The 19,076-nt window shown below is 72.9% G+C and carries 19 protein-coding genes; 17 read left to right on the forward strand and 2 right to left on the reverse strand.

Annotation, left to right across the window (positions count from 1 at the left end):
• The first annotated feature begins 72 nt into the window (after window positions 1-72).
• From HNR21_RS19845 to HNR21_RS19855, 3 genes are all read left to right on the forward strand, one after another.
• Window positions 73-1,569 carry a sugar porter family MFS transporter gene (locus HNR21_RS19845; RefSeq protein WP_312881118.1) on the forward strand — a complete coding sequence of 499 codons (1,497 nt, stop codon included), beginning with the start codon at window positions 73-75 and terminating at the stop codon, window positions 1,567-1,569.
• 265 nt (window positions 1,570-1,834) lie between these two features.
• Complete coding sequence (gene thrS / locus HNR21_RS19850) at window positions 1,835-3,835, forward strand: threonine--tRNA ligase (protein ID WP_182706366.1); 2,001 nt, start codon at window positions 1,835-1,837, stop codon at window positions 3,833-3,835.
• A 127-nt stretch (window positions 3,836-3,962) separates the two neighbouring features.
• Window positions 3,963-4,544 (forward strand): hypothetical protein, encoded by a 582-nt coding sequence (locus HNR21_RS19855; protein ID WP_182706367.1) that lies wholly within the window; start codon window positions 3,963-3,965, stop codon window positions 4,542-4,544.
• Window positions 4,545-4,578: 34 nt separating this feature from the next.
• Here the strand turns inward: HNR21_RS19855 and HNR21_RS19860 are convergent, their stop codons facing one another.
• Window positions 4,579-5,178 (reverse strand): Asp23/Gls24 family envelope stress response protein, encoded by a 600-nt coding sequence (locus HNR21_RS19860; RefSeq protein ID WP_220500220.1) that lies wholly within the window; start codon window positions 5,176-5,178, stop codon window positions 4,579-4,581.
• 238 nt (window positions 5,179-5,416) lie between these two features.
• Between HNR21_RS19860 and HNR21_RS19865 the strand changes: the two genes are divergently transcribed.
• Window positions 5,417-6,001, forward strand: coding sequence for an HIT family protein (locus tag HNR21_RS19865; RefSeq protein WP_376766629.1), 585 nt, complete (start codon window positions 5,417-5,419; stop codon window positions 5,999-6,001).
• 30 nt (window positions 6,002-6,031) lie between these two features.
• Here HNR21_RS19865 and HNR21_RS19870 read toward each other — a convergent pair whose 3' ends face one another.
• A complete protein-coding gene (locus tag HNR21_RS19870; protein ID WP_182706368.1) occupies window positions 6,032-8,179 on the reverse strand; it encodes an elongation factor G-like protein EF-G2 in 2,148 nt (715 codons plus the stop codon).
• A gap of 350 nt (window positions 8,180-8,529) precedes the next feature.
• Between HNR21_RS19870 and pgsA the strand changes: the two genes are divergently transcribed.
• The 13 genes from pgsA (at window position 8,530) to yajC (ending at window position 19,062) form a co-directional block, all read left to right on the forward strand.
• On the forward strand, window positions 8,530-9,165 hold the full coding sequence (gene pgsA, locus HNR21_RS19875) for a phosphatidylinositol phosphate synthase (RefSeq protein WP_182706369.1): 636 nt from the start codon (window positions 8,530-8,532) through the stop codon (window positions 9,163-9,165).
• The gene (locus tag HNR21_RS19880; protein WP_182706370.1) at window positions 9,162-10,076 is read left to right on the forward strand and encodes a phosphatidylinositol mannoside acyltransferase; all 915 of its coding nucleotides are present in this window, start codon (window positions 9,162-9,164) and stop codon (window positions 10,074-10,076) included. Before pgsA ends, HNR21_RS19880 begins: the two co-directional genes overlap by 4 nt.
• Window positions 10,073-11,236, forward strand: coding sequence for a glycosyltransferase family 4 protein (locus HNR21_RS19885; protein WP_119730802.1), 1,164 nt, complete (start codon window positions 10,073-10,075; stop codon window positions 11,234-11,236). The genes HNR21_RS19880 and HNR21_RS19885 overlap by 4 nt, the downstream gene beginning before the upstream one ends.
• On the forward strand, window positions 11,236-11,772 hold the full coding sequence (locus tag HNR21_RS19890) for a LemA family protein (RefSeq protein WP_119730801.1): 537 nt from the start codon (window positions 11,236-11,238) through the stop codon (window positions 11,770-11,772). The genes HNR21_RS19885 and HNR21_RS19890 overlap by 1 nt, the downstream gene beginning before the upstream one ends.
• Window positions 11,773-11,886: 114 nt before the next feature.
• Window positions 11,887-12,909, forward strand: a complete 1,023-nt coding sequence (locus HNR21_RS19895) for a DUF3048 domain-containing protein (protein WP_312881119.1) — start codon at window positions 11,887-11,889, stop codon at window positions 12,907-12,909.
• Between the two features lie 117 nt (window positions 12,910-13,026).
• Window positions 13,027-13,965 (forward strand): pyridoxal 5'-phosphate synthase lyase subunit PdxS, encoded by a 939-nt coding sequence (gene pdxS / locus HNR21_RS19900; protein WP_182706371.1) that lies wholly within the window; start codon window positions 13,027-13,029, stop codon window positions 13,963-13,965.
• A 132-nt stretch (window positions 13,966-14,097) separates the two neighbouring features.
• Window positions 14,098-14,712, forward strand: a complete 615-nt coding sequence (locus HNR21_RS19905; protein WP_119730798.1) for a DUF6928 family protein — start codon at window positions 14,098-14,100, stop codon at window positions 14,710-14,712.
• A 93-nt stretch (window positions 14,713-14,805) separates the two neighbouring features.
• Window positions 14,806-15,435 carry a pyridoxal 5'-phosphate synthase glutaminase subunit PdxT gene (gene pdxT / locus HNR21_RS19910; protein ID WP_119730797.1) on the forward strand — a complete coding sequence of 210 codons (630 nt, stop codon included), beginning with the start codon at window positions 14,806-14,808 and terminating at the stop codon, window positions 15,433-15,435.
• Window positions 15,436-15,439: 4 nt separating this feature from the next.
• Window positions 15,440-16,189: a YebC/PmpR family DNA-binding transcriptional regulator gene (locus tag HNR21_RS19915; RefSeq protein WP_119730796.1), complete on the forward strand. Its 750-nt coding sequence runs from the start codon at window positions 15,440-15,442 to the stop codon at window positions 16,187-16,189.
• Window positions 16,190-16,303: 114 nt separating this feature from the next.
• Window positions 16,304-16,834: a crossover junction endodeoxyribonuclease RuvC gene (gene ruvC, locus HNR21_RS19920; RefSeq protein WP_182706372.1), complete on the forward strand. Its 531-nt coding sequence runs from the start codon at window positions 16,304-16,306 to the stop codon at window positions 16,832-16,834.
• Window positions 16,831-17,442, forward strand: a complete 612-nt coding sequence (gene ruvA / locus HNR21_RS19925; protein ID WP_182706373.1) for a Holliday junction branch migration protein RuvA — start codon at window positions 16,831-16,833, stop codon at window positions 17,440-17,442. The genes ruvC and ruvA overlap by 4 nt, the downstream gene beginning before the upstream one ends.
• The gene (ruvB, locus tag HNR21_RS19930) at window positions 17,439-18,509 is read left to right on the forward strand and encodes a Holliday junction branch migration DNA helicase RuvB (protein ID WP_182706374.1); all 1,071 of its coding nucleotides are present in this window, start codon (window positions 17,439-17,441) and stop codon (window positions 18,507-18,509) included. Before ruvA ends, ruvB begins: the two co-directional genes overlap by 4 nt.
• Before the next feature lie 163 nt (window positions 18,510-18,672).
• Entirely contained in the window at window positions 18,673-19,062 is a 390-nt protein-coding gene (gene yajC, locus HNR21_RS19935; protein ID WP_182706375.1) for a preprotein translocase subunit YajC, read from the forward strand.
• Window positions 19,063-19,076 lie beyond the last annotated feature (14 nt).

The raw sequence follows: 19,076 nt of genomic DNA on the forward strand, positions 1-19,076 counted from the left end.
GGCCCGCCGGCCTGCCCCCGCAGAGGGAGATCACGGCCCACTCCCCGGTATCACCCCTCCGAGCCACCCCGCGTGACCTCGAATAATGCCTCCGGGATCGGGCAAGCCCCGGCCATGACCGCCGAAGACAGCACGACGCCCCCCGGACACCACGAGCACAACACCGCCGTGGCGACCATGATCGCCGCAGCGGCGGCGGTGGGCGGGTTCCTGTTCGGCTACGACACCTCGGTGATCAACGGGACCGTGGACGCGCTGCGCGAGCAGTTCGGCCTCGGCGCGTTCGTCACCGGGCTGGTGGTGGCCTCGGCGCTGCTGGGCTGCGCGGCCGGCGCGTGGCTGGCCGGGCCGCTGGCCGACCGGATCGGCCGCGTCCGCACGATGCTGGTGGCCGCGCTGCTGTTCGTGGTCAGCTCGATCGGCTCGGCGCTGGCCGTCACCCCGTACGACCTGACGTTCTGGCGGCTGATGGCGGGGCTGGCGATCGGCGCGGCCTCGGTGATCGCGCCCGCCTACATCGCCGAGATCGCGCCCGCGCACCTGCGCGGCCGGCTCGGCTCGCTGCAGCAGCTGGCCATCGTCACCGGCATCTTCGCCGCGCTGCTGGCCGACTACGTGATCGCCCGGGTCTCCGAGGGCGGCGCGGCCGGGGAGTTCCCGCTCGGCGGCACGGCCTGGCGGTGGATGTTCGCCAGCGCGGCGCTGCCCGCGGTGATCTACGGGGCGATCGCGCTGAGCATCCCCGAGTCGCCGCGGTTCCTGGTCAAACGGCACCACGAGGCGCGGGCCCGGCAGGTGCTGCGGCGGGTGATGTCGCCCGGCGTCGACCTGGACGCCAAGATCCGCGACATCGCCCGCACGCTGCGCGAGGACCGCCCGGTCCAGCTGCACGACCTGCGCGGACCCCGGCTGGGGCTGCTGCCGATCGTGTGGGTGGGCATCCTGCTGTCGGTCTTCCAGCAGTTCGTCGGCATCAACGTGATCTTCTACTACTCCTCCTCGCTGTGGCAGGCGGTCGGCTTCAGCGAGGACGACGCCATGCTCACCTCGGTGATCACCTCGATCACCAACATCGTCACCACCCTGGTCGCCATCGCGCTGATCGACCGGATCGGCCGCCGCCGGCTGCTGCTGGCCGGGGCCGCCGGGATGACGGTCACGCTGGCGGTCATGGCCGTCGCGTTCGCCACCGCGCCCGTCGTGAACGGCGAGCCGGATCTGGGGCCGGTCGCCGGGCCGGTCGCGCTGGTCGCCGCCAACCTGTACGTGTTCTCCTTCGGCGCCACCTGGGGCCCGGTGGTGTGGGTGCTGCTGGGGGAGATGTTCAACAACTTCATCCGGGCCGCCGCGCTGGCCGTGGCCGCCGCCGCGCAGTGGGTCGCCAACTGGCTGATCACCATGACCTTCCCGGCCATGGCCGACCTCGGCCTGGGGTTCGCCTACGGCTTCTACACGCTGTCGGCGGCCGTGGCGTTCGTCTTCGTCCGCATGGCCGTCCGCGAGACCAAGGGCCGCGAGCTGGAGGACATGGACGAGCTGTACGGCGCTCCGCAGGCCCGGCGCGCCTAGCGGGGTCCGGCGGCTATCATGGCTGCCATGGCACGCGCGTTCGAGGCGACGACCACGCCGGGCACCTCCCGGCGGTACCCGCTCACGCGCTGACCACGAGCGTTCGACCAGGCCCCGGGAGCGATCCCGGGGCCTTGGCGTTTCCCGGAGCCCGCTCCCGACAGCGGAAAGGAAACCGATCATGAAGCCGGCTGCACCCGGTGAGGTCGGCGGCTCGATACCATCGGGCGCCGACAACCCTGACCCATCCGACCGAGGAGAACCCGTGTCCACCGTGTCTGAGCTGCGCATCACCCTCGACGGACGCGAGCAGGTGGTGGCGGCGGGCACCACCGCGGGCGAGGCGCTGGGCGCGGACGGCAGGACCGTCATCGCCGCCCGGGTCGGCGGCGAGCTGCGCGACCTGGCCTACCAGGTGCAGGACGGCGACGTGGTCGAGCCCGTCGAGATCGGCTCCGCGGACGGCCGCGCCATCCTGCGGCACTCCACCGCGCACGTCATGGCGCAGGCCGTGCAGGAGCTGTTCCCCGAGGCCAAGCTGGGCATCGGCCCGCCGGTGGAGAACGGCTTCTACTACGACTTCGACGTGCCCGAGCCGTTCACCCCCGAGGACCTCAAGCGCATCGAGAAGCGCATGCGCGAGATCGTCAAGCAGGGGCAGCGGTTCTCCCGCCGGGCGGTCTCCGACGAGGAGGCCCGCGCCGAGCTGGCCGACGAGCCGTACAAGCTGGAGCTGATCGGCCTCAAGGGCGGCGCGGAGGCAGGTTCGGGCGGTGGAATCGAGCAGGTCGACGGGTCGAACGTGGAGGTCGGCGCCGGGCAGCTGACCATCTACGACAACCTGGACGCCAAGACCGGCGAGCTGTGCTGGAAGGACCTGTGCCGGGGGCCGCACCTGCCGACCACCCGCCACATCCCGGCGTTCAAGCTGATGCGCTCCGGCGGCGCGTACTGGCGCGGCAGCGAGAAGAACCCGCAGCTGCAGCGGATCTACGGCACCGCCTGGGAGTCCCGCGACAAGCAGGACGAGTACCTGAAGATGCTCGAGGAGGCCGAGAAGCGCGACCACCGCAAGCTCGGCGCCGAGCTGGACCTGTTCTCGTTCCCGAACGAGATCGGCAGCGGCCTGGCCGTCTTCCACCCCAAGGGCGGCGTCGTCCGCAAGGTGATGGAGGAGTACTCGCGCAAGCGGCACGAGGAGGCGGGCTACGAGTTCGTCTACACCCCGCACATCACCAAGGGCACCCTGTACGAGGTCTCCGGGCACCTGGGCTGGTACAAGGACGACATGTTCCCGCCCATGGAGGTGGACGGGGGCGACTACTACCTCAAGCCGATGAACTGCCCGATGCACAACCTGGTCTACCGGGCGCGCGGGCGGTCCTACCGCGAGCTGCCGCTGCGGCTGTTCGAGTTCGGGTCGGTGTACCGGTTCGAGAAGTCCGGCGTGGTGCACGGCCTGACCCGGGTGCGCGGGATGACCCAGGACGACGCGCACATCTACTGCACCCGCGAGCAGATGGTCGACGAGCTCAAGAGCCTGCTGACCTTCGTGCTCGACCTGCTGCGCGACTACGGGCTCAGCGAGTTCTACCTGGAGCTGTCCACCCGCGACGACTCCGACAAGTTCATCGGCACCGATGAGGACTGGGCCGAGGCGACCGCCGCGCTGCAGGAGGCCGCCGCCTCCTCCGGGCTGGAACTGGTGGACGACCCGGGCGGCGCCGCGTTCTACGGGCCCAAGATCTCCGTCCAGGCCAGGGACGCGATCGGCCGCACCTGGCAGCTGTCGACCATCCAGGTCGACTTCAACCAGCCCAAGCGGTTCGAGCTGGAGTACCAGGCCGCCGACGGCAGCCGGCGGCAGCCGGTGATGATCCACCGGGCGCTGTTCGGGTCGATCGAGCGGTTCTTCGGGGTGCTGCTGGAGCACTACGCCGGTGCGCTGCCGCCGTGGCTGGCGCCGGTGCAGGTGGTCGGCATCCCGATCGGCGAGGCGCACGTGCCGCACCTGGAGAAGGTGGTGGCCGCGCTGCGCGCCCGGGGGATCCGGGCCGAGGTGGACGCCTCCGCCGACCGGATGCAGAAGAAGATCCGCAACGCCCAGAAGGCCAAGATCCCGTACATGCTGCTGGCCGGGGACGACGACGTGTCCAAGGACGCGGTGTCGTTCCGCTACCGCAACGGCGAGCAGAACAACGGGGTGCCGATCGGCGAGGCGATCGAGGAGATCGTCAAGGCCGTCGAGCAGCGCGTGCAGATCTGACCCGCTCATCTGGGGGCGACCCCCGGACCCGACGGACCGCCCCGGGCCGCGACGCCGGTCGCGGGGCGGTCCGTACGGCGGGTTGCTACTCTCGACCGTCCGACGACCACGACCAGGGGCAGAGCCGATGAAGACTGCGATGCGGCGCGCCGGCCTGCTGCGGTACCTCGGGTACGGCGGCTCCCTGCTGCTGGTGCTGGCCGCGCTGGTGGTGCTGGCCCTGCCGCTGTTCGACCGGACCGGCGACGCCGGAACGGCGGGCGGGCGGACCTCCGGCGGGGCGCACCCGGCCGCCCCGCAGGGCACCGGACCGGCCGTGGCCACCGACGATCCGGCCCGGACGGCCGGCGGGCAGGGCGGCACCGGCGCGACCGGCACCGGCCCGCTCGACCGGCCGGAGGCCGGCGGCTCCGGCGACCCGCTCGCCCAGGCCGGCGGCCAGACCCCCCGGTACTGCCCCCGCGGCATGGGCGCCGTGCGGTACGCCATGACCGACCTGCAGGTCACCGTGCAGATGCAGGGCGCCTCGTTCGTCCAGGTCGAGGTCCATCTGCGGGGCCTGACCAGCCGCGAGCAGACCGCCCAGCTCAGGGGCGGCAAGCCGTACACCTTCACGTTCCGCCAGGTGCTGGCCGACCAGGTGGAGCGCATCCAGGTCCGCTCGATGGGGGCCACCGTCCCGCAGACCTGCGACCTGCCCCTGGCCTGATCCCGCGGCCCGGCTCCGCGGCCTAACCCCGGGCCTAACCTCGCGCGGCCCGGACGCCGGAGTCCTCCGGCAGGAACACGTCGTCGACGACCACGTTCACGGCGGTGACCCGCATCCCCAGCATCCGGCTGGCCACCCGCGCCACGTTGGTCTTGACCTGCCGGGCCACGTCCATGACCACGCAGCCGTACTCGACCACGACGGCCAGGTCCACCGCGACCTCGTTGTCCTGGACCTGAACCCGGACGGGCTCGGCGCGTTCGCTGAGCGCGGCGACGCCGGGCACCTCCAGGGCGGCCAGCGCGGCGACCTTCTCGACCACCTCGTCCTCGATCGTGATCCGTCCCTTGACCACCGCGGCGGTCCCCGGCTGCGCCCCGCCCGGACCCGTCTCGGCCGGTCCGGCGGCGGCCCGGCCCGGCGGCGGGGGAGGAGGGGGCGGCGGCGCCATCGGCGGGGCCATCGTGGGGGCGCTCAGCGGCTGGGGCCCGCCCGACAGCGGCATCCCCGACGGCGGTGTGGCGTGCCGCCCGGGCGGGGCCGGGAAGAACGGCATCGGCCCGGTCCCCGGACGTCCCGCCTCCTCGTTGCGCGCCCCGCCATCGGCGGAACGGCTGTCGTCCAGGTCGGTCATCGGCCCGCCCTCACCGCTCTCGATCGTCGCTTTCCCGCCGGCTCCGTCGTGGATGTCCATCGTGTCGGAAACGGCCGCCGTGACAGGGATGAAACGCCGTTGTTCATCGTGCTGACATTCGCCGCACGGCGCGGCCCGGCTTCGACCGGGCGGGTGGCGCTCTCTATGCTGCTTTGACAGGCGAGTAAAGGAGAGCGCCGTCTTGAGCGTAGAGCCGAAGGAGCCCGACCTGCCGCAGGTGCGTCTCGATGCGGCCGGAGGCGGGGACCAGCCGCCGTGGGACCTGGAGGAGGAACGCGGCGGGGCGGGTGTGCCCGACTCGTTCCAGCGGCTGTGGACGCCCCACCGGATGGCCTACATCAAGGGCGAGGGCAAGCCCAGCGGCTCCGGGCCGGGGGACGGCTGTCCCTTCTGCAAGATCCCGAAGATGGACGACGACGAGGGACTGGTCGTCGCCCGGGGCGACCTGGTGTTCGTGGTGCTCAACCTCTACCCGTACAACTCCGGGCACCTCATGGTCGTCCCCTACCGGCACATCGCCGACTACACCGAGCTGGACGACGCCGAGACCGCCGAGCTGGCCGTCTACACCAAGCGGGCGCTGACCGCGCTGCGCAAGGCCAGCGGGGCGCAGGGCTTCAACGTCGGCCTCAACCTGGGCGCGGTCGCCGGCGCCGGCATCGCCGCCCACCTGCACCAGCACGTGGTGCCCAGGTGGGGCGGCGACACCAACTTCATGCCGGTGATCGGCCGCACCAAGGTGCTGCCCCAGCTGCTGCGCGACACCCGCCGGCTGCTGGCCGGCGCCTGGCCGCAGGACTGACGCCCGCGGCCCGGCGCCGGCCGCGGATCCTCAGGCCTGCTGCCTGGCGGCCGCCATCTTGTCGGCCAGATGCGACGGCACCGGCTCGTACCGCAGGAACCTGCGGTTGAACGTGCCGGTGCCCTGCGTCATCGAGCGCAGGTCGATGGCGTACCGGGTGATCTCCAGCTGCGGCACCTCCGCCCTGATCATCGTCCGGCCGCCGGGCACCGACTCGCTGCCCAGCACCCGGCCGCGCCGCGACGACAGGTCCGACATCACCGCGCCCACGTACTCGTCGGGCACCAGCACCCCGATCTCGTCCACCGGCTCCAGCAGCAGCATCGGCACCTTGCTGGCGGCGTCCTTGAGGGCCAGCGCCCCGGCCGTCTGGAACGCCATGTCGGAGGAGTCCACCGAGTGGGCCTTGCCGTCGTACAGCTTCACCCGGATGTCCACCACCGGGTAACCGGCCGCGACGCCCCGCGCCATCTGCGTCTTGACGCCCTTCTCCACCGACGGGATGAACTGGCGCGGCACCACCCCGCCGACGATCTTGTCGGAGAACTCGAAGCCCTCGCCGGACCCCAGCGGCTCCACCTCCACATGGCAGATCGCGTACTGGCCGTGCCCGCCGCTCTGCTTGACGTGCCGGCCCAGGCCCTGGGCGCGTCCGCCGAAGGTCTCCCGCAGCGGCACCCGCAGCTCGACGGTCTGCACCTCGACCCCGTACCGCGTCTTGAGCCGGTCCAGCAGCACGTCGGCGTGCGCCTCGCCCATGCACCACAGCACCAGCTGGCGGGTCTCGGAGTTGTTCTCCAGCCGCAGCGTCGGGTCCTCGGCCACCAGCCGGGCCAGCGCCTGGCTGAGCTTGTCCTCGTCGGCCTTGGACCTGGCCTCGATGGCGACCGGCAGCAGCGGGTCGGGCATCTGCCAGGGCGTCATCAGCAGCGGCCGGTCCTTGTCGGAGATGGTGTCGCCGGTCTCGGCCCGGGTCAGCTTGGCGACCGCGCAGACGTCCCCGGCGACGCAGGCGTCGACGGTGCGCTGGTGCTTGCCCAGCGGCGAGGACAGCGCGCCGATCCGTTCGTCCACGTCGTGGTCCTCGTGGCCGCGGTCGGCCAGCCCGTGCCCGGACACGTGCACCACGGTGTCCGGCCGCAGCGTCCCGGAGAACACCCGGACCAGCGAGATCCGCCCCACGTACGGGTCGGAGACGGTCTTGACCACCTCGGCCAGCAGCGGCCCGTCCGGGTCGCACCGCAGGCCCTCGACCGGCCGGCCGTCGACCGTGGTGACCGGGGGCAGCCCGTGCTCCAGCGGGGACGGGAACGCCTGGGTGATCACCTCCAGCAGCTCCAGCATGCCGATCACCGGGCCGGGCCGGTCGCCGTGCGGCACCGCGGTGCACAGCACCGGGTAGAACCCGCCCCGCGCCACCGCCTTCTCCAGGTCGGCGATCAGCGACTTGACGTCGATCTCCTCGCCGGCCAGGTACCGGTCCATCAGGCCCTCGTCCTCGCTCTCCTGGATGATCCCCTCGATCAGCGCGCCGCGCTGCTCGGCGATCCGGTCCAGGTACTGCGGGTCGGGCTCGCACTCCACCCGCCTGCCGGAGGCGTAGTCGAAGCAGGTCTGCGTGAGCAGGCCGAACAGCTTGTCCCCGACCGGGAACCAGCACGGCAGCACGCCCTCCCCGAACGCCTCCTGGCAGGCGGCCAGCACCTCGTCGAAGTCGCCCCGCTGCTGGTCGATCTTGGTGATCACCACCGCCCGGGGCATGCCGACCTGGGCGCACTCCTCCCACAGCATCCGGGTCAGCCCGTCCACGCCGTCCACCGCCGACACCACGAACAGCGCGGCGTCCGCGGCCCGCAGCCCGGCCCGCAGGTCCCCGACGAAGTCCGCGTAGCCGGGGGTGTCCAGCAGGTTGACCTTGACGCCGCCGTACTCCAGCGGCGCCACCGACAGGTTGACCGAACGGTGCTGGCGCACCTCGACCTCGTCGTAGTCGCTGACCGTCGAGCCGTCCTCGACGCGACCGGGCCGCTGGATCGTACCGGTCGCAGCGAGCAGCGCCTCGACGAGCGTCGTCTTGCCCGCTCCGGAATGGCCGACCAGCACGACGTTGCGGATCCTGTCGGGCCGGACGGCCTCCGGCGCCCTGCCCGCGGCTCCCGGGTGAGTCTTCTCCGCCATGGCTGCCTCCCTCGACGGGCGGGCCCGCCGGGGGCCCGCGCGGTCTCGGGCCCGGTCCGCGCCCGTACGGCGGATCGGGCCGCTCACGTGCCGAGTGCGGCGCCGTGGGGTGACCGGCGTCACACCCGTTGCACCACAATTTCCCGACCTGAGGCTGAACACAAGGGGTCGTCACCGGAAACAACCCAGATGTACGACAAGATGCGGCAAGGTACGGCCAGGCGAGACCTGTCCGGCACGGCGGTGCGGCGCCGCCCGAGGTCCGCCCGCCGCGAGATCAACCACTACGATGGGCGCCCCGTGGCATTCCCGCCCGGAGCACCCGTACCCCGGCACGAGAACGGATGGCGATGCTCAACAAACTGCGGCCCGCGCTGGGACGTGTCCTGACCCCGATCGGACAGGCCGTGGCGCGTACCGGAGTGTCGCCCAACATGATCACCGTGATCGGCACCGTGGGCGTGGTGGCCAGCGCGCTGGGCCTGTACCCCCTCGGCGAGTTCTTCTGGGGGACCGTGGTGATCACCGCGTTCGTGCTGTTCGACATGCTGGACGGCGCGGTCGCCCGGGTCACCGGGAAGATCTCCAAGTGGGGCGCGTTCCTGGACTCCACCTCCGACCGGGTCGCCGACGCGGCCATCTTCGCCGGGCTGATGGCCGGGCTGCTGGACGCCGACCGCCGCCCGCTCGCCTACGTCGCGCTGTACTGCCTGGTCGCCGGGGTGGTCGTGTCGTACGCCAAGGCCCGCGCCGAGGGCCTGGGCTACACCTGCGACGTGGGGATCGCCGAACGCTCCGAACGCCTGATCATCGTGCTGGTGGCGGCCGGGCTCGACGGGCTCGGCGTCCCGTACGTGCTGGCCGGGGCGCTGTGGCTGCTGGCCGCGCTGAGCACGTTCACCGTGGGCCAGCGGTTCCTGGCGGTGCGCCGGCAGGCGCTGGCCGACGACGCCCCGCGGCCGCGCGTCCCGGAGCCGCGCCCATGACCCTTCCCGACACCGGCCGGATCCGGGAGCAGGCCGCCGACGCCGCCTACGCGCTGGGCTGGACGGTGGTGCGCAAGATGCCCGAACGGGCCGCGCGGACGCTGTTCACCGCCCTGGCCGACCGCACCTGGCAGCAGCGCGGCAGGGGAGTGCGGCAACTGGAGAAGAACCTGTGCCGGGTGCTGGGCAAGGACGCCGTCGACGAGGAGGTCCGCCGGCTGTCCAGGCGGGCGATGCGCTCCTACATGCGGTACTGGCTGGAGGTCTTCCGGCTGCCGGAGATCGGCCCCGAGCGCATCCTGGCCGACATGGTCGTCAGCGGCCACGACAAGCTCTTCGCCACCCTGGACTCCGGCCGCGGCGCGGTGATCGCCCTGCCGCACATGGGCAACTACGAGCAGGCCGGCGCGTGGGTGGCGCTGCACGGCTACAAGTTCACCACCGTCGCCGAACGGCTCCGCCCCGAGTCGCTGTTCGACCGGTTCGTGGCGTTCCGGGAGAGCCTGGGCTTCGAGGTGCTGCCGCTGGGCGACGGCAGCGGCGCGATGGTGTTCGGCACGCTGGCGCGGCGGCTGCGCGCCGGCCGGCTGGTCGCCCTGGTCGCCGACCGGGACCTCACCGCCGGCGGCCTGGAGGTGGAGTTCTTCGGCCGGCCCGCCCGGATGCCCGCCGGCCCCGCCGCGCTGGCGGTGCAGACCGGCGCCGCGCTGTACCCCGTGACCCTGTGGTACGAGGGCCGCAGGTGGGCGGCCCGCGTGCACGACCAGATCGCCGTCCCGGACGCCGGCGGCCGCAAGGACAAGATCCGCGCGATGACCCAGGAGCTCGCGCTGGCCTTCCAGCGGGGCATCGCCGAGCATCCCGAGGACTGGCACATGCTGCAGAGAGTCTGGGTGGAGGACCTGTCGTGAAGATCGGGATCGTCTGCCCGTACACCTGGGACGTCCCCGGCGGCGTCCAGCAGCACATCCGCGACCTGGCCGAGGCGCTGATCGCGGCCGGGCACCAGGTGTCGGTGCTGACCCCCGCCGACGACGACGCCCCCCTGCCGCACTACGTGGTCGGCGCGGGACGCGCGGTGCCGGTGCCCTACAACGGGTCGGTGGCGCGGCTGGCGTTCGGGTTCCTGTCCGCGAGCCGGGTGCGGCGCTGGATCCGCGACGGCGACTTCGACGTGCTGCACGTCCACGAGCCCGCCGCCCCCTCGCTGGGCATCCTGGCCTGCTGGGCGGCCGACGGGCCGATCGTCGGGACGTTCCACGCCTCCTACGAGCGGTCCCGGGTGGTGTCGGTGACCGCGCCGATCCTGCAGAGCGCCCTGGAGAAGATCACCGGCCGGATCGCGGTGTCGGAGGCGGCCCGCAAGACCCTGGTCGAGCATCTGGGCGGCGACGCGGTGCTGATCCCCAACGGGGTCGCCACCGAGCGGTACGCGATGGCCGACCCGCTGCCCGGCTGGCCCGGCCGCGGCGACGGCGCCGAGCCCCGGCCCGGCGGCGGCACGCTGGGGTTCCTCGGCCGGATGGACGAGCCCCGCAAGGGCCTGCAGGTGCTGCTGAAGGCGTTCGAGATCCTCGGCCGGCGGCGGCCGGGACTGCGGCTGCTGGTGGCCGGGCCGGGCGACGCCGACGACGTGCTGGCCCGGGTCTCCCCGGAGCTGCGCGACCGGGTGGTGCTGCTGGGGCTGGTCAGCGACGAGGACAAGATCCGCGCCTACCACTCGGTGGACGTGTTCGTGGCCCCCAACCTGGGCGGCGAGTCGTTCGGGATCGTGCTGGCCGAGGCGATGTCGGCGGGCGCGCCCATCCTGGCCAGCGACATCGACGCGTTCCGCAAGGTGCTGCAGGACGGCCGGGCCGGGGCGCTGTTCCCGGTCGGCGACCACGAGGCGCTGGCCGAGGCCGCCGACGAGCTGCTGGACGACCCGGCCCGCCGCAAGCAGCTGTCGGCGGAGGCGCGGGCGGCGGTGCGCGCCTACGACTGGTCCACCGTCGCGCGGGACGTGGTGCGCGTCTACGAGACCGTCGCGATGGACGGCGCGCGGGTCGTCGAGGCCGGAGTCACCGCCTGATGCCGCCGAGCTGGCTGCTGGACCTGCTGTTCTGGCTGGCCGTGCTGTTCCTGGCCGGGCTGTACGTGTCGTGGCGGGCGACCCGGCTGGACCGGCTGCACGTCCGGGTGGAGACCGCGCGGGCCGCGCTGGACGCCGCGCTGGTGCGGCGCGCCGCCGTCGCCCTGGAGCTGGCCGCCTCCCGGCTGCTGGACCCGGCGACCAGCCTGGTGCTGGCCACCGCCGCGCACGAGGCCCGCACCGCCGACGCCGACGGCCGCGAGTTCGCCGAGAGCGACCTGTCGCGCGCCCTGCGCGCCGTGGTCGGCCAGCCGGACTTCCGCGCCACGCTGGACTCGCGGGGCGACGGGACGGCGCTGCTGGACGAGCTGGAGGCGGCCTGCCGCAAGGTGACCTTCGCCCGCCGGTTCTACAACGACGCGGTGTCCGCCACCCGGATCGCGCGGCGCAAGCTGCTGGTGCGGGTGATCCCGCTGGCCGGCAAGGCCCCGGTGCCCGACTTCTTCGAGATCGACGACGTTCCGCCCGACTTCTGACCCGTCGCTCCCGGGACGATCGCAGCGAAGCGAGGATCGTCCGGGCCCCGAGCATTTCGCCCGGTCGGTTACCCTCGGCCACGTTCGACGCAAAGGCCGGGGAAAGGGTTGGATGTGCGTTTCGCGACACGCCGGGCGGTCGCCGTGCTGGGCATCGGCGCGCTGGGGGCGGGCCTGACCGCCTGCTCGGACGACGGATCGCCGCCGAACGCGGCCGCCCCGCCGCCCACCGTCCCGGCGCCGCAGGCCACGACCGCGGCGGCCCCGGCGTACCACCCGTTCAACGGCGGCGCCAAGGGACTGGACAATCCGGTCCTGGCCGTCAAGATCGAGAACACCCGGTCGGCGCTGCCGCAGTCGGGCGTCCGCGCCGCCGACATCGTCTACGTCGAGCAGGTCGAGGGCGGCGAGACCCGGCTGATGGCGATCTACTCCTCCACGCTGCCGCGGACGCTCGGGCCGGTCCGCAGCGCCCGCGTCTCCGACCTGGAGATCCTGCGCCAGTACGGCCGCCCCGCCTTCGCCTTCTCGGGGGTGAACTCCAAGTTCAAGAAGGAGATCCGGCGCGCCCCGATCTACGAGGTCTCCCAGGAGACCGGCGGCTCGGCCTACTACCGCTCCGGCGCCCGGCAGATCCCCTACAACCTGTACGCCGATCCGCGGGACCTGCTGAAGCGGGCGCCCAGGGCCGACCGGCCCCGCGACATCGGCTTCCGGTTCGGCCCCGCGCCCGAGGGCGGCAGGCCCACCAGGTCCTTCACCGCCCGGTGGCCCTCGGCGAGCATGGGCTTCACCTGGTCGGCCAAGGAGAAGCGCTGGCTGACCACCCACGACGGCCGAACCAACACCGCCGCCGAGGGCGGCGTGGTCGGCCCCCAGACGGTCGTCGTCCAGTACGCCAAGACCACCCGCTCCCGCTACAAGGACGTCAACGGCGCCTACACCCCGGTCGTCCACACCGTCGGCAGCGGCCGCGCGGTCGTGCTGCGCGACGGGAAGTCCTACGACGTGCGCTGGTCCCGGCCCAGCGCCGACCGCGGGACGACCTACACCACGGCGGACGGGCGGCCGATGACGTTCGCCACCGGGCAGGTCTGGATCGTGCTCGTCAACGACGGCGCCCCCAAGATCCCCTGACGGCCGACACCGTGTAACGCCGGGGGAGACACAAGCGACACTCCGGCGGGTCGTGGCGCATGTCGGGCAGGCCATACCATGGACGTGCCACAGTCGTCCGTTTCGTGAGGTAACCCGGTGTCCACTGCCAGTTCCGTCCCCGCCGACCAGACCGCCCAGCCCGGCCAGCCCGCCCCCGAGACCGGGACCGCCAGGGTCAAGCGCGGCATGGCGGAGATGCTCAAGGGCGGTGTGATCATGGACGTGGTCACGCCCGAGCAGGCCAAGATCGCCGAGGACGCCGGCGCGGTCGCGGTCATGGCCCTGGAGCGGGTGCCCGCCGACATCCGCGCCGAGGGCGGCGTCTCCCGGATGAGCGATCCCGACATGATCGAGGGCATCATCAACGCGGTGTCCATCCCGGTGATGGCCAAGGCCCGGATCGGGCACTTCGTCGAGGCCCAGGTGCTGCAGTCGCTCGGCGTCGACTACATCGACGAGTCCGAGGTGCTCACCCCGGCCGACTACAGCAACCACATCGACAAGTGGGCGTTCACCGTGCCGTTCGTGTGCGGCGCCACCAACCTCGGCGAGGCGCTGCGCCGGATCACCGAGGGCGCGGCGATGATCCGCTCCAAGGGCGAGGCCGGCACCGGCGACGTGTCCAACGCCGTCACCCACATGCGGCAGATCCGCGCCGAGATCAAGCGGCTGACCGCGCTGCCGGAGGACGAGCTGTACGTGGCCGCCAAGGAGCTGCAGGCCCCCTACGAGCTGGTCAGGGAGGTCGCGCAGACCGGGAAGCTGCCGGTGGTGCTGTTCACCGCGGGCGGCATCGCCACCCCGGCCGACGCGGCCATGATGATGCAGCTCGGCGCCGAGGGCGTGTTCGTCGGCTCGGGCATCTTCAAGTCCGGCGACCCGGCCCGCCGCGCCGAGGCCATCGTCAAGGCCACCACCTTCTACGACGACCCCGACGTGATCGCCAAGGTCTCCCGCGGGCTCGGCGAGGCCATGGTGGGCATCAACGTCGACACCCTCGCCGACCGGGAGCGGCTGGCCAACCGCGGCTGGTGACGCGCGGCCGGCACCGGCCGGTGACCGTTCGCCGATCACCGCTCGCCGCCCGCCCCGATGCGGGTTACGCTGGCGGCGGCCGCCCCGGCGGGGGAACGCCGCGGGGCGGGGCGGGCTGCAGGAGGGGAGACTATGGCCTGGTCGGTTGCGCTCGCCTGTGCCATCGAGGGGGACCCCGCGGAGGTCTTCCGGCCGGGGATGAGCCTGGACGCGGCCGCCGCCGCCGGGGTCGCCCGGGGCCTGCACCCGGCCGCGGGCCTGGTGGAGACCGGCGAGACGGTGCTGGACTTCGCGCTGTGGCCGTACGAGGACGAGGTGTTCGTCGGGGCCTACGAGCGCGCGCTGCTGGTGTGCGACCGGCGGCTGTTCGGGATGGACGAGGACGCCCGTCGCATCGCCGACACCGTCGGCCGCGCCCTGCCCGGCGGCACCGCCGGGGTGCTGGTCCTGCACGCCGTGGTCTCCGGCTGCTGGTTCCGCCGGTACGAGGGCGGCGAGCTGGTCCGCGACGTGTTCGTCACCGCCGAGGACGGCGTGGTGGTCGACCAGGGCGAGCGCCTGCCCGTCGAGCAGCCCTACTGGAAGGCCGTCGACGCCGGCGCCCCCGACGTCCCCCTCCCGTTCGACCAGGAGTCCTTCGGCCTGGACCTGGCCGCGGCCCACATGTTCGGCCGCGGCATCGCCGACCGCGGCGAGGACGGCTTCCTCCCCCTCGAACTCCCGCTGCGCCGCTTCAAGCTGGGATGAGGAACGCCCGGGGCGCGCCGCCCCGGGAACGGACGGGGCGGTGGAGCGTTTAGGCTCTGAAGGGGATTTGCGTCTGTTCTGGAAGGTTTTCGCGTGGGCGAGGTCGTGCCGACCATCGGTGTGCTGGCTCTGCAGGGGGACGTGCGCGAGCACGCCCGGGCGCTGGAGGCGTGCGGGGCGCGGGTCGTGTCCGTGCGCCGGGCGGCCGAGCTGGAGCGGGTGGACGGGCTGGTGATCCCCGGCGGGGAGTCCACCACGATGTGGAAGCTGGCCCGCGCGTTCGAGCTGATGGAGCCGCTGCGCAAGCGGGTGGAGGCGGGGATGCCCGCCTACGGGTCCTGCGCCGGGATGATCATGCTGGCGGACCGGATCCGGGACGGCGTCGAGGGCCAGGAGACCGTCGGCGGGATCGACATGACGGTGCGGCGCAACGCCTTCGGCCGGCAGGTCGACTCGTTCGAGGCCGACGTGCACCTGCCGGGGATGGCCGGGCCGCCGGACGGGCCGTTCCGCGCCGTGTTCATCCGGGCGCCCTGGGTCGAGGCGGTCGGCGACGGGGTGGAGATCCTCGGCCGCGTCGAGGGGGGCGAGGGGACCGGTAGGATCGTCGCCGTCCGTCAGGGCCGCCTGATGGCGACCGCGTTCCATCCCGAGCTCACCGGGGACTTCCGCGTGCACCGGTACTTCGCCGATCTGGTGCGCCGGGCGATGGAGGAGGAGTAGAGCGATGTCCGGCCATTCCAAATGGGCGACGACGAAGCACAAGAAGGCCGTGCTGGACGCCAAGCGCGGCAAGCTGTTCGCCAAGCTCATCAAGAACATCGAGGTGGCGGCGCGGACCGGTGGCGGCGACCCGGACGCCAACCCGACCCTGTACGACGCGATCTACAAGGCCAAGAAGAACTCCGTCCCCAACGACAACATCGAGCGGGCCCGCCGGCGGGGCGCCGGTGAGGAGGCCGGCGGCGCGGACTGGCAGACGATCATGTACGAGGGGTACGCCCCCGGCGGCGTGGCCCTGCTGATCGAGTGCCTGACCGACAACCGCAACCGGGCCGCCTCCGAGGTGCGCACCGCGGTCACCCGCAACGGCGGCTCGATGGCCGAGCCGGGCTCGGTGTCGTACCTGTTCAACCGCAAGGGCGTCGTCATCGTGCCGAAGAACGGCGTCACCGAGGACGACCTGATGCTGGCGGTGCTGGACGCCGGCGCCGAGGAGGTCAACGACCTCGGCGAGAACTTCGAGGTCATCTGCGAGGCCGGGGACCTGGTCGCGGTGCGCACCGCGCTGCAGGAGGCGGGCATCGACTACGAGTCCGCCGACGCCAACTGGCTGCCCAGCGTGTCGGTGCCGCTGGACGAGGAGACCGCCAAGAAGGTCTTCCGCCTCATCGAGGCGCTCGAGGACAGCGACGACGTCCAGGAGGTCTTCGCCAACTTCGACGTCTCCGACGAGGTGCTGGCGGCCATCGGCTGACCTGTCGCTCTGGGGGGCGACCCCCAGGCCCCCGACACGCACGGGGGGATACGGGTGGGTTCGCGCGTCCCCCGGTAACGTGGGCACCCGAACACATGATCGAAGGGGTGGCGGATGCGCGTGCTGGGCGTCGACCCGGGGCTCACCCGGTGCGGGGTCGGGATCGTCGACGGCGCTCCCGGCGCCCCGCTGCGCCTGGTGCACGTCACGGTGCTGCGCACCAGCCCCGACGAGGACATCGCCGCCCGGCTGCTGGGCATCGAGACCGGCCTGGAGGCGCTGCTGGAGGAGTACGCCCCCGACGCCGTCGCGGTGGAGCGGGTGTTCGCCCAGCACAACGTGCGGACCGTGATGGGCACCGCGCAGGCCGGCGCGATCGCCATCGTGGCCGCCGCCCGCCGCGGGCTGCCGGTGGCGCTGCACACCCCCAGCGAGGCCAAGGCCGCCGTCACCGGCAACGGCCGCGCCGACAAGGCCCAGGTCACCACGATGGTGTCCAGGCTGCTGCGGCTGGAGACCGCGCCGAAGCCGGCCGACGCCGCCGACGCGCTGGCACTGGCGATCTGCCACGTGTGGCGCGGCGGCGCGCAGGCCCGGCTGGAGGCGGCCCGCCGCGCCGTACGACAGACAGGGAGCAGGTCGTGATCGCCTTTGTCCGAGGGCGGGTGGCCGCCGCGGGCCCCGACGGCGCCGTCGTGGACGTCGGCGGGGTCGGGCTGGCGCTGCAGTGCACGCCCGCGACGCTGGCCGGGCTGCAGGTCGGCGAGGAGGCCGAGGTCCCCACCTCGCTGGTGGTGCGGGAGGACTCGCTGACCCTGTTCGGGTTCGCCGACGACGACGAGCGCGCCACGTTCGAGCTGCTGCAGACCGCCAGCGGCGTCGGCCCCCGGCTGGCCCTGGCCATGCTCGCCGTGCACAGCCCGAACGCGCTGCGCCGCGCGGTGGCCACCGAGGACGTGGGCGCCCTCACCAAGGTCCCCGGCATCGGCAAGAAGGGCGCCCAGCGCATCGTGCTGGAGCTCAAGGACCGGCTCGGCGCCCCGGTCGCCGGGGACGGCGAGACCGCCCCGCGCGGCCGGCTCGCCGCCGACCCGTGGCGCGGCCAGGTCGCCACCGGCCTGATCAACCTCGGCTGGTCCGCCAAGGACGCCGAGGCCGCCGTCGAGGCGGTCGCCGCCGACCTGGACGGCGAGCAGGTCCCGCCGGTCGCCGACCTGCTCAAGTCCGCCCTCAAGAAGCTCGCCAAGCCATGACCGACCACGACCGCCTGGTGTCCGCCGAGGCCGGCGCGGACGGCGAGGAACGGGTCATCGAGGCGGCGCTGCGGCCCAAGCGGCTGGACGAGTTCATCGGCCAGCACCGGGTCCGCGAGCAGCTGTCGCTGGTGCTGCACAGCGCGCTGCGCCGCGGCCGCCCGCCGGACCACGTGCTGCTGTCCGGCGGCCCCGGCCTGGGCAAGACCACCCTCGCCATGATCATCGCCGCCGAGCTGGGCAAGCCGCTGCGGGTCTCCAGCGGCCCGGCGATCGAACGGGCCGGGGACCTGGCCGCGGTGCTGTCCACCCTCTCGGAGGGGGAGGTGCTGTTCCTGGACGAGATCCACCGGATGGCCCGCCCCGCCGAGGAGATGCTCTACATGGCGATGGAGGACTTCCGGGTCGACGTGGTGGTCGGCAAGGGCCCCGGCGCCACCGCCATCCCGCTGGACATCGCCCCGTTCACCCTGGTCGGCGCGACCACCCGGGCGGGCATGCTGCCCGGGCCGCTGCGCGACCGGTTCGGCTTCGTGGCGCACATGGACTTCTACGAGCCGGCCGAGCTGGAGGTGATCATCCGCCGTTCGGCCCGGCTGCTGGACGTGCGGATCGAGGACGAGGGCGCCGCCGAGATCGCCGGCCGGTCCCGCGGCACCCCCCGGATCGCCAACCGGCTGCTGCGCCGGGTCCGCGACTACGCCGAGGTCCGCGCCGACGGGGTGATCACCCGCGACCTGGCGCGGGCCGCGCTGACCCTGTACGAGGTGGACGAGCGCGGCCTGGACCGGCTCGACCGCGCCGTGCTGAGGTCGCTGCTGCGCAAGTTCGGCGGGGGACCGGTGGGCCTGTCCACGCTGGCGGTGTCGGTGGGGGAGGAGCCGGAGACGGTCGAGGTGGTGGCCGAGCCGTTCCTGGTCCGGCAGGGACTGCTGGCGCGCACCCCCCGCGGCCGGATCGCCACGCCCGCCGCCTGGCGGCACATGGGCCTGACCCCGCCGCCGTCCGCGCCGATGGCCGACACGCTGTTCGCGCTGGAGGACGACCAGGGGGACGATCCCGAATAACCGTTCGGGAACTTCCCGGCCGTCCCGGTCGTCCCGTCGTTGCCGGTGGTTCGCGTAATCTCTAAACTCCGGGACTTGGTCGCCGTCCCCAGCCGGCGGTCCCGCGCGCGAACGTCATTCCGGCGGAATGCTGGGGCAACCCACATTGGAAGGATGCCCTTCGATGGGCGACAGCATGTTCCTCGCACAGCAGTCCGGCGGCAGCGGCGTGTTCAACCTGATCCTGCTGCTGGCCATCCCGGTCGTGTTCTACCTGCTGCTCATCCGGCCGCAGAACAAGCGCCGCCGTGAGCAGATGCAGATGCAGAGCTCGCTGCGGCCCGGCGTCAGGGTGATGACCACCAGCGGGATGTACGCCGAGGTCACCGAGGTCGACGACGACGGGGTGGTCCTGGAGATCGCGCCCGGCGTCAGGGTCCGGTTCGTCAAGGCCGCCATCATGAACATCGTCTCCGACGACGACGTCAAGGGCGGCGACGCCGTCGACCTGGACAAGGACGCCGACGCCGACGCCGCCGAGGACGAGCAGAAGGCGGACAAGCCCTCGGCCTGACCCGTCCCGCACAA

It is taken from the genome of Thermomonospora cellulosilytica (assembly GCF_014138835.1).
GTDB classification, from domain to species: Bacteria; Actinomycetota; Actinomycetes; order Streptosporangiales; family Streptosporangiaceae; genus Thermomonospora; species Thermomonospora amylolytica.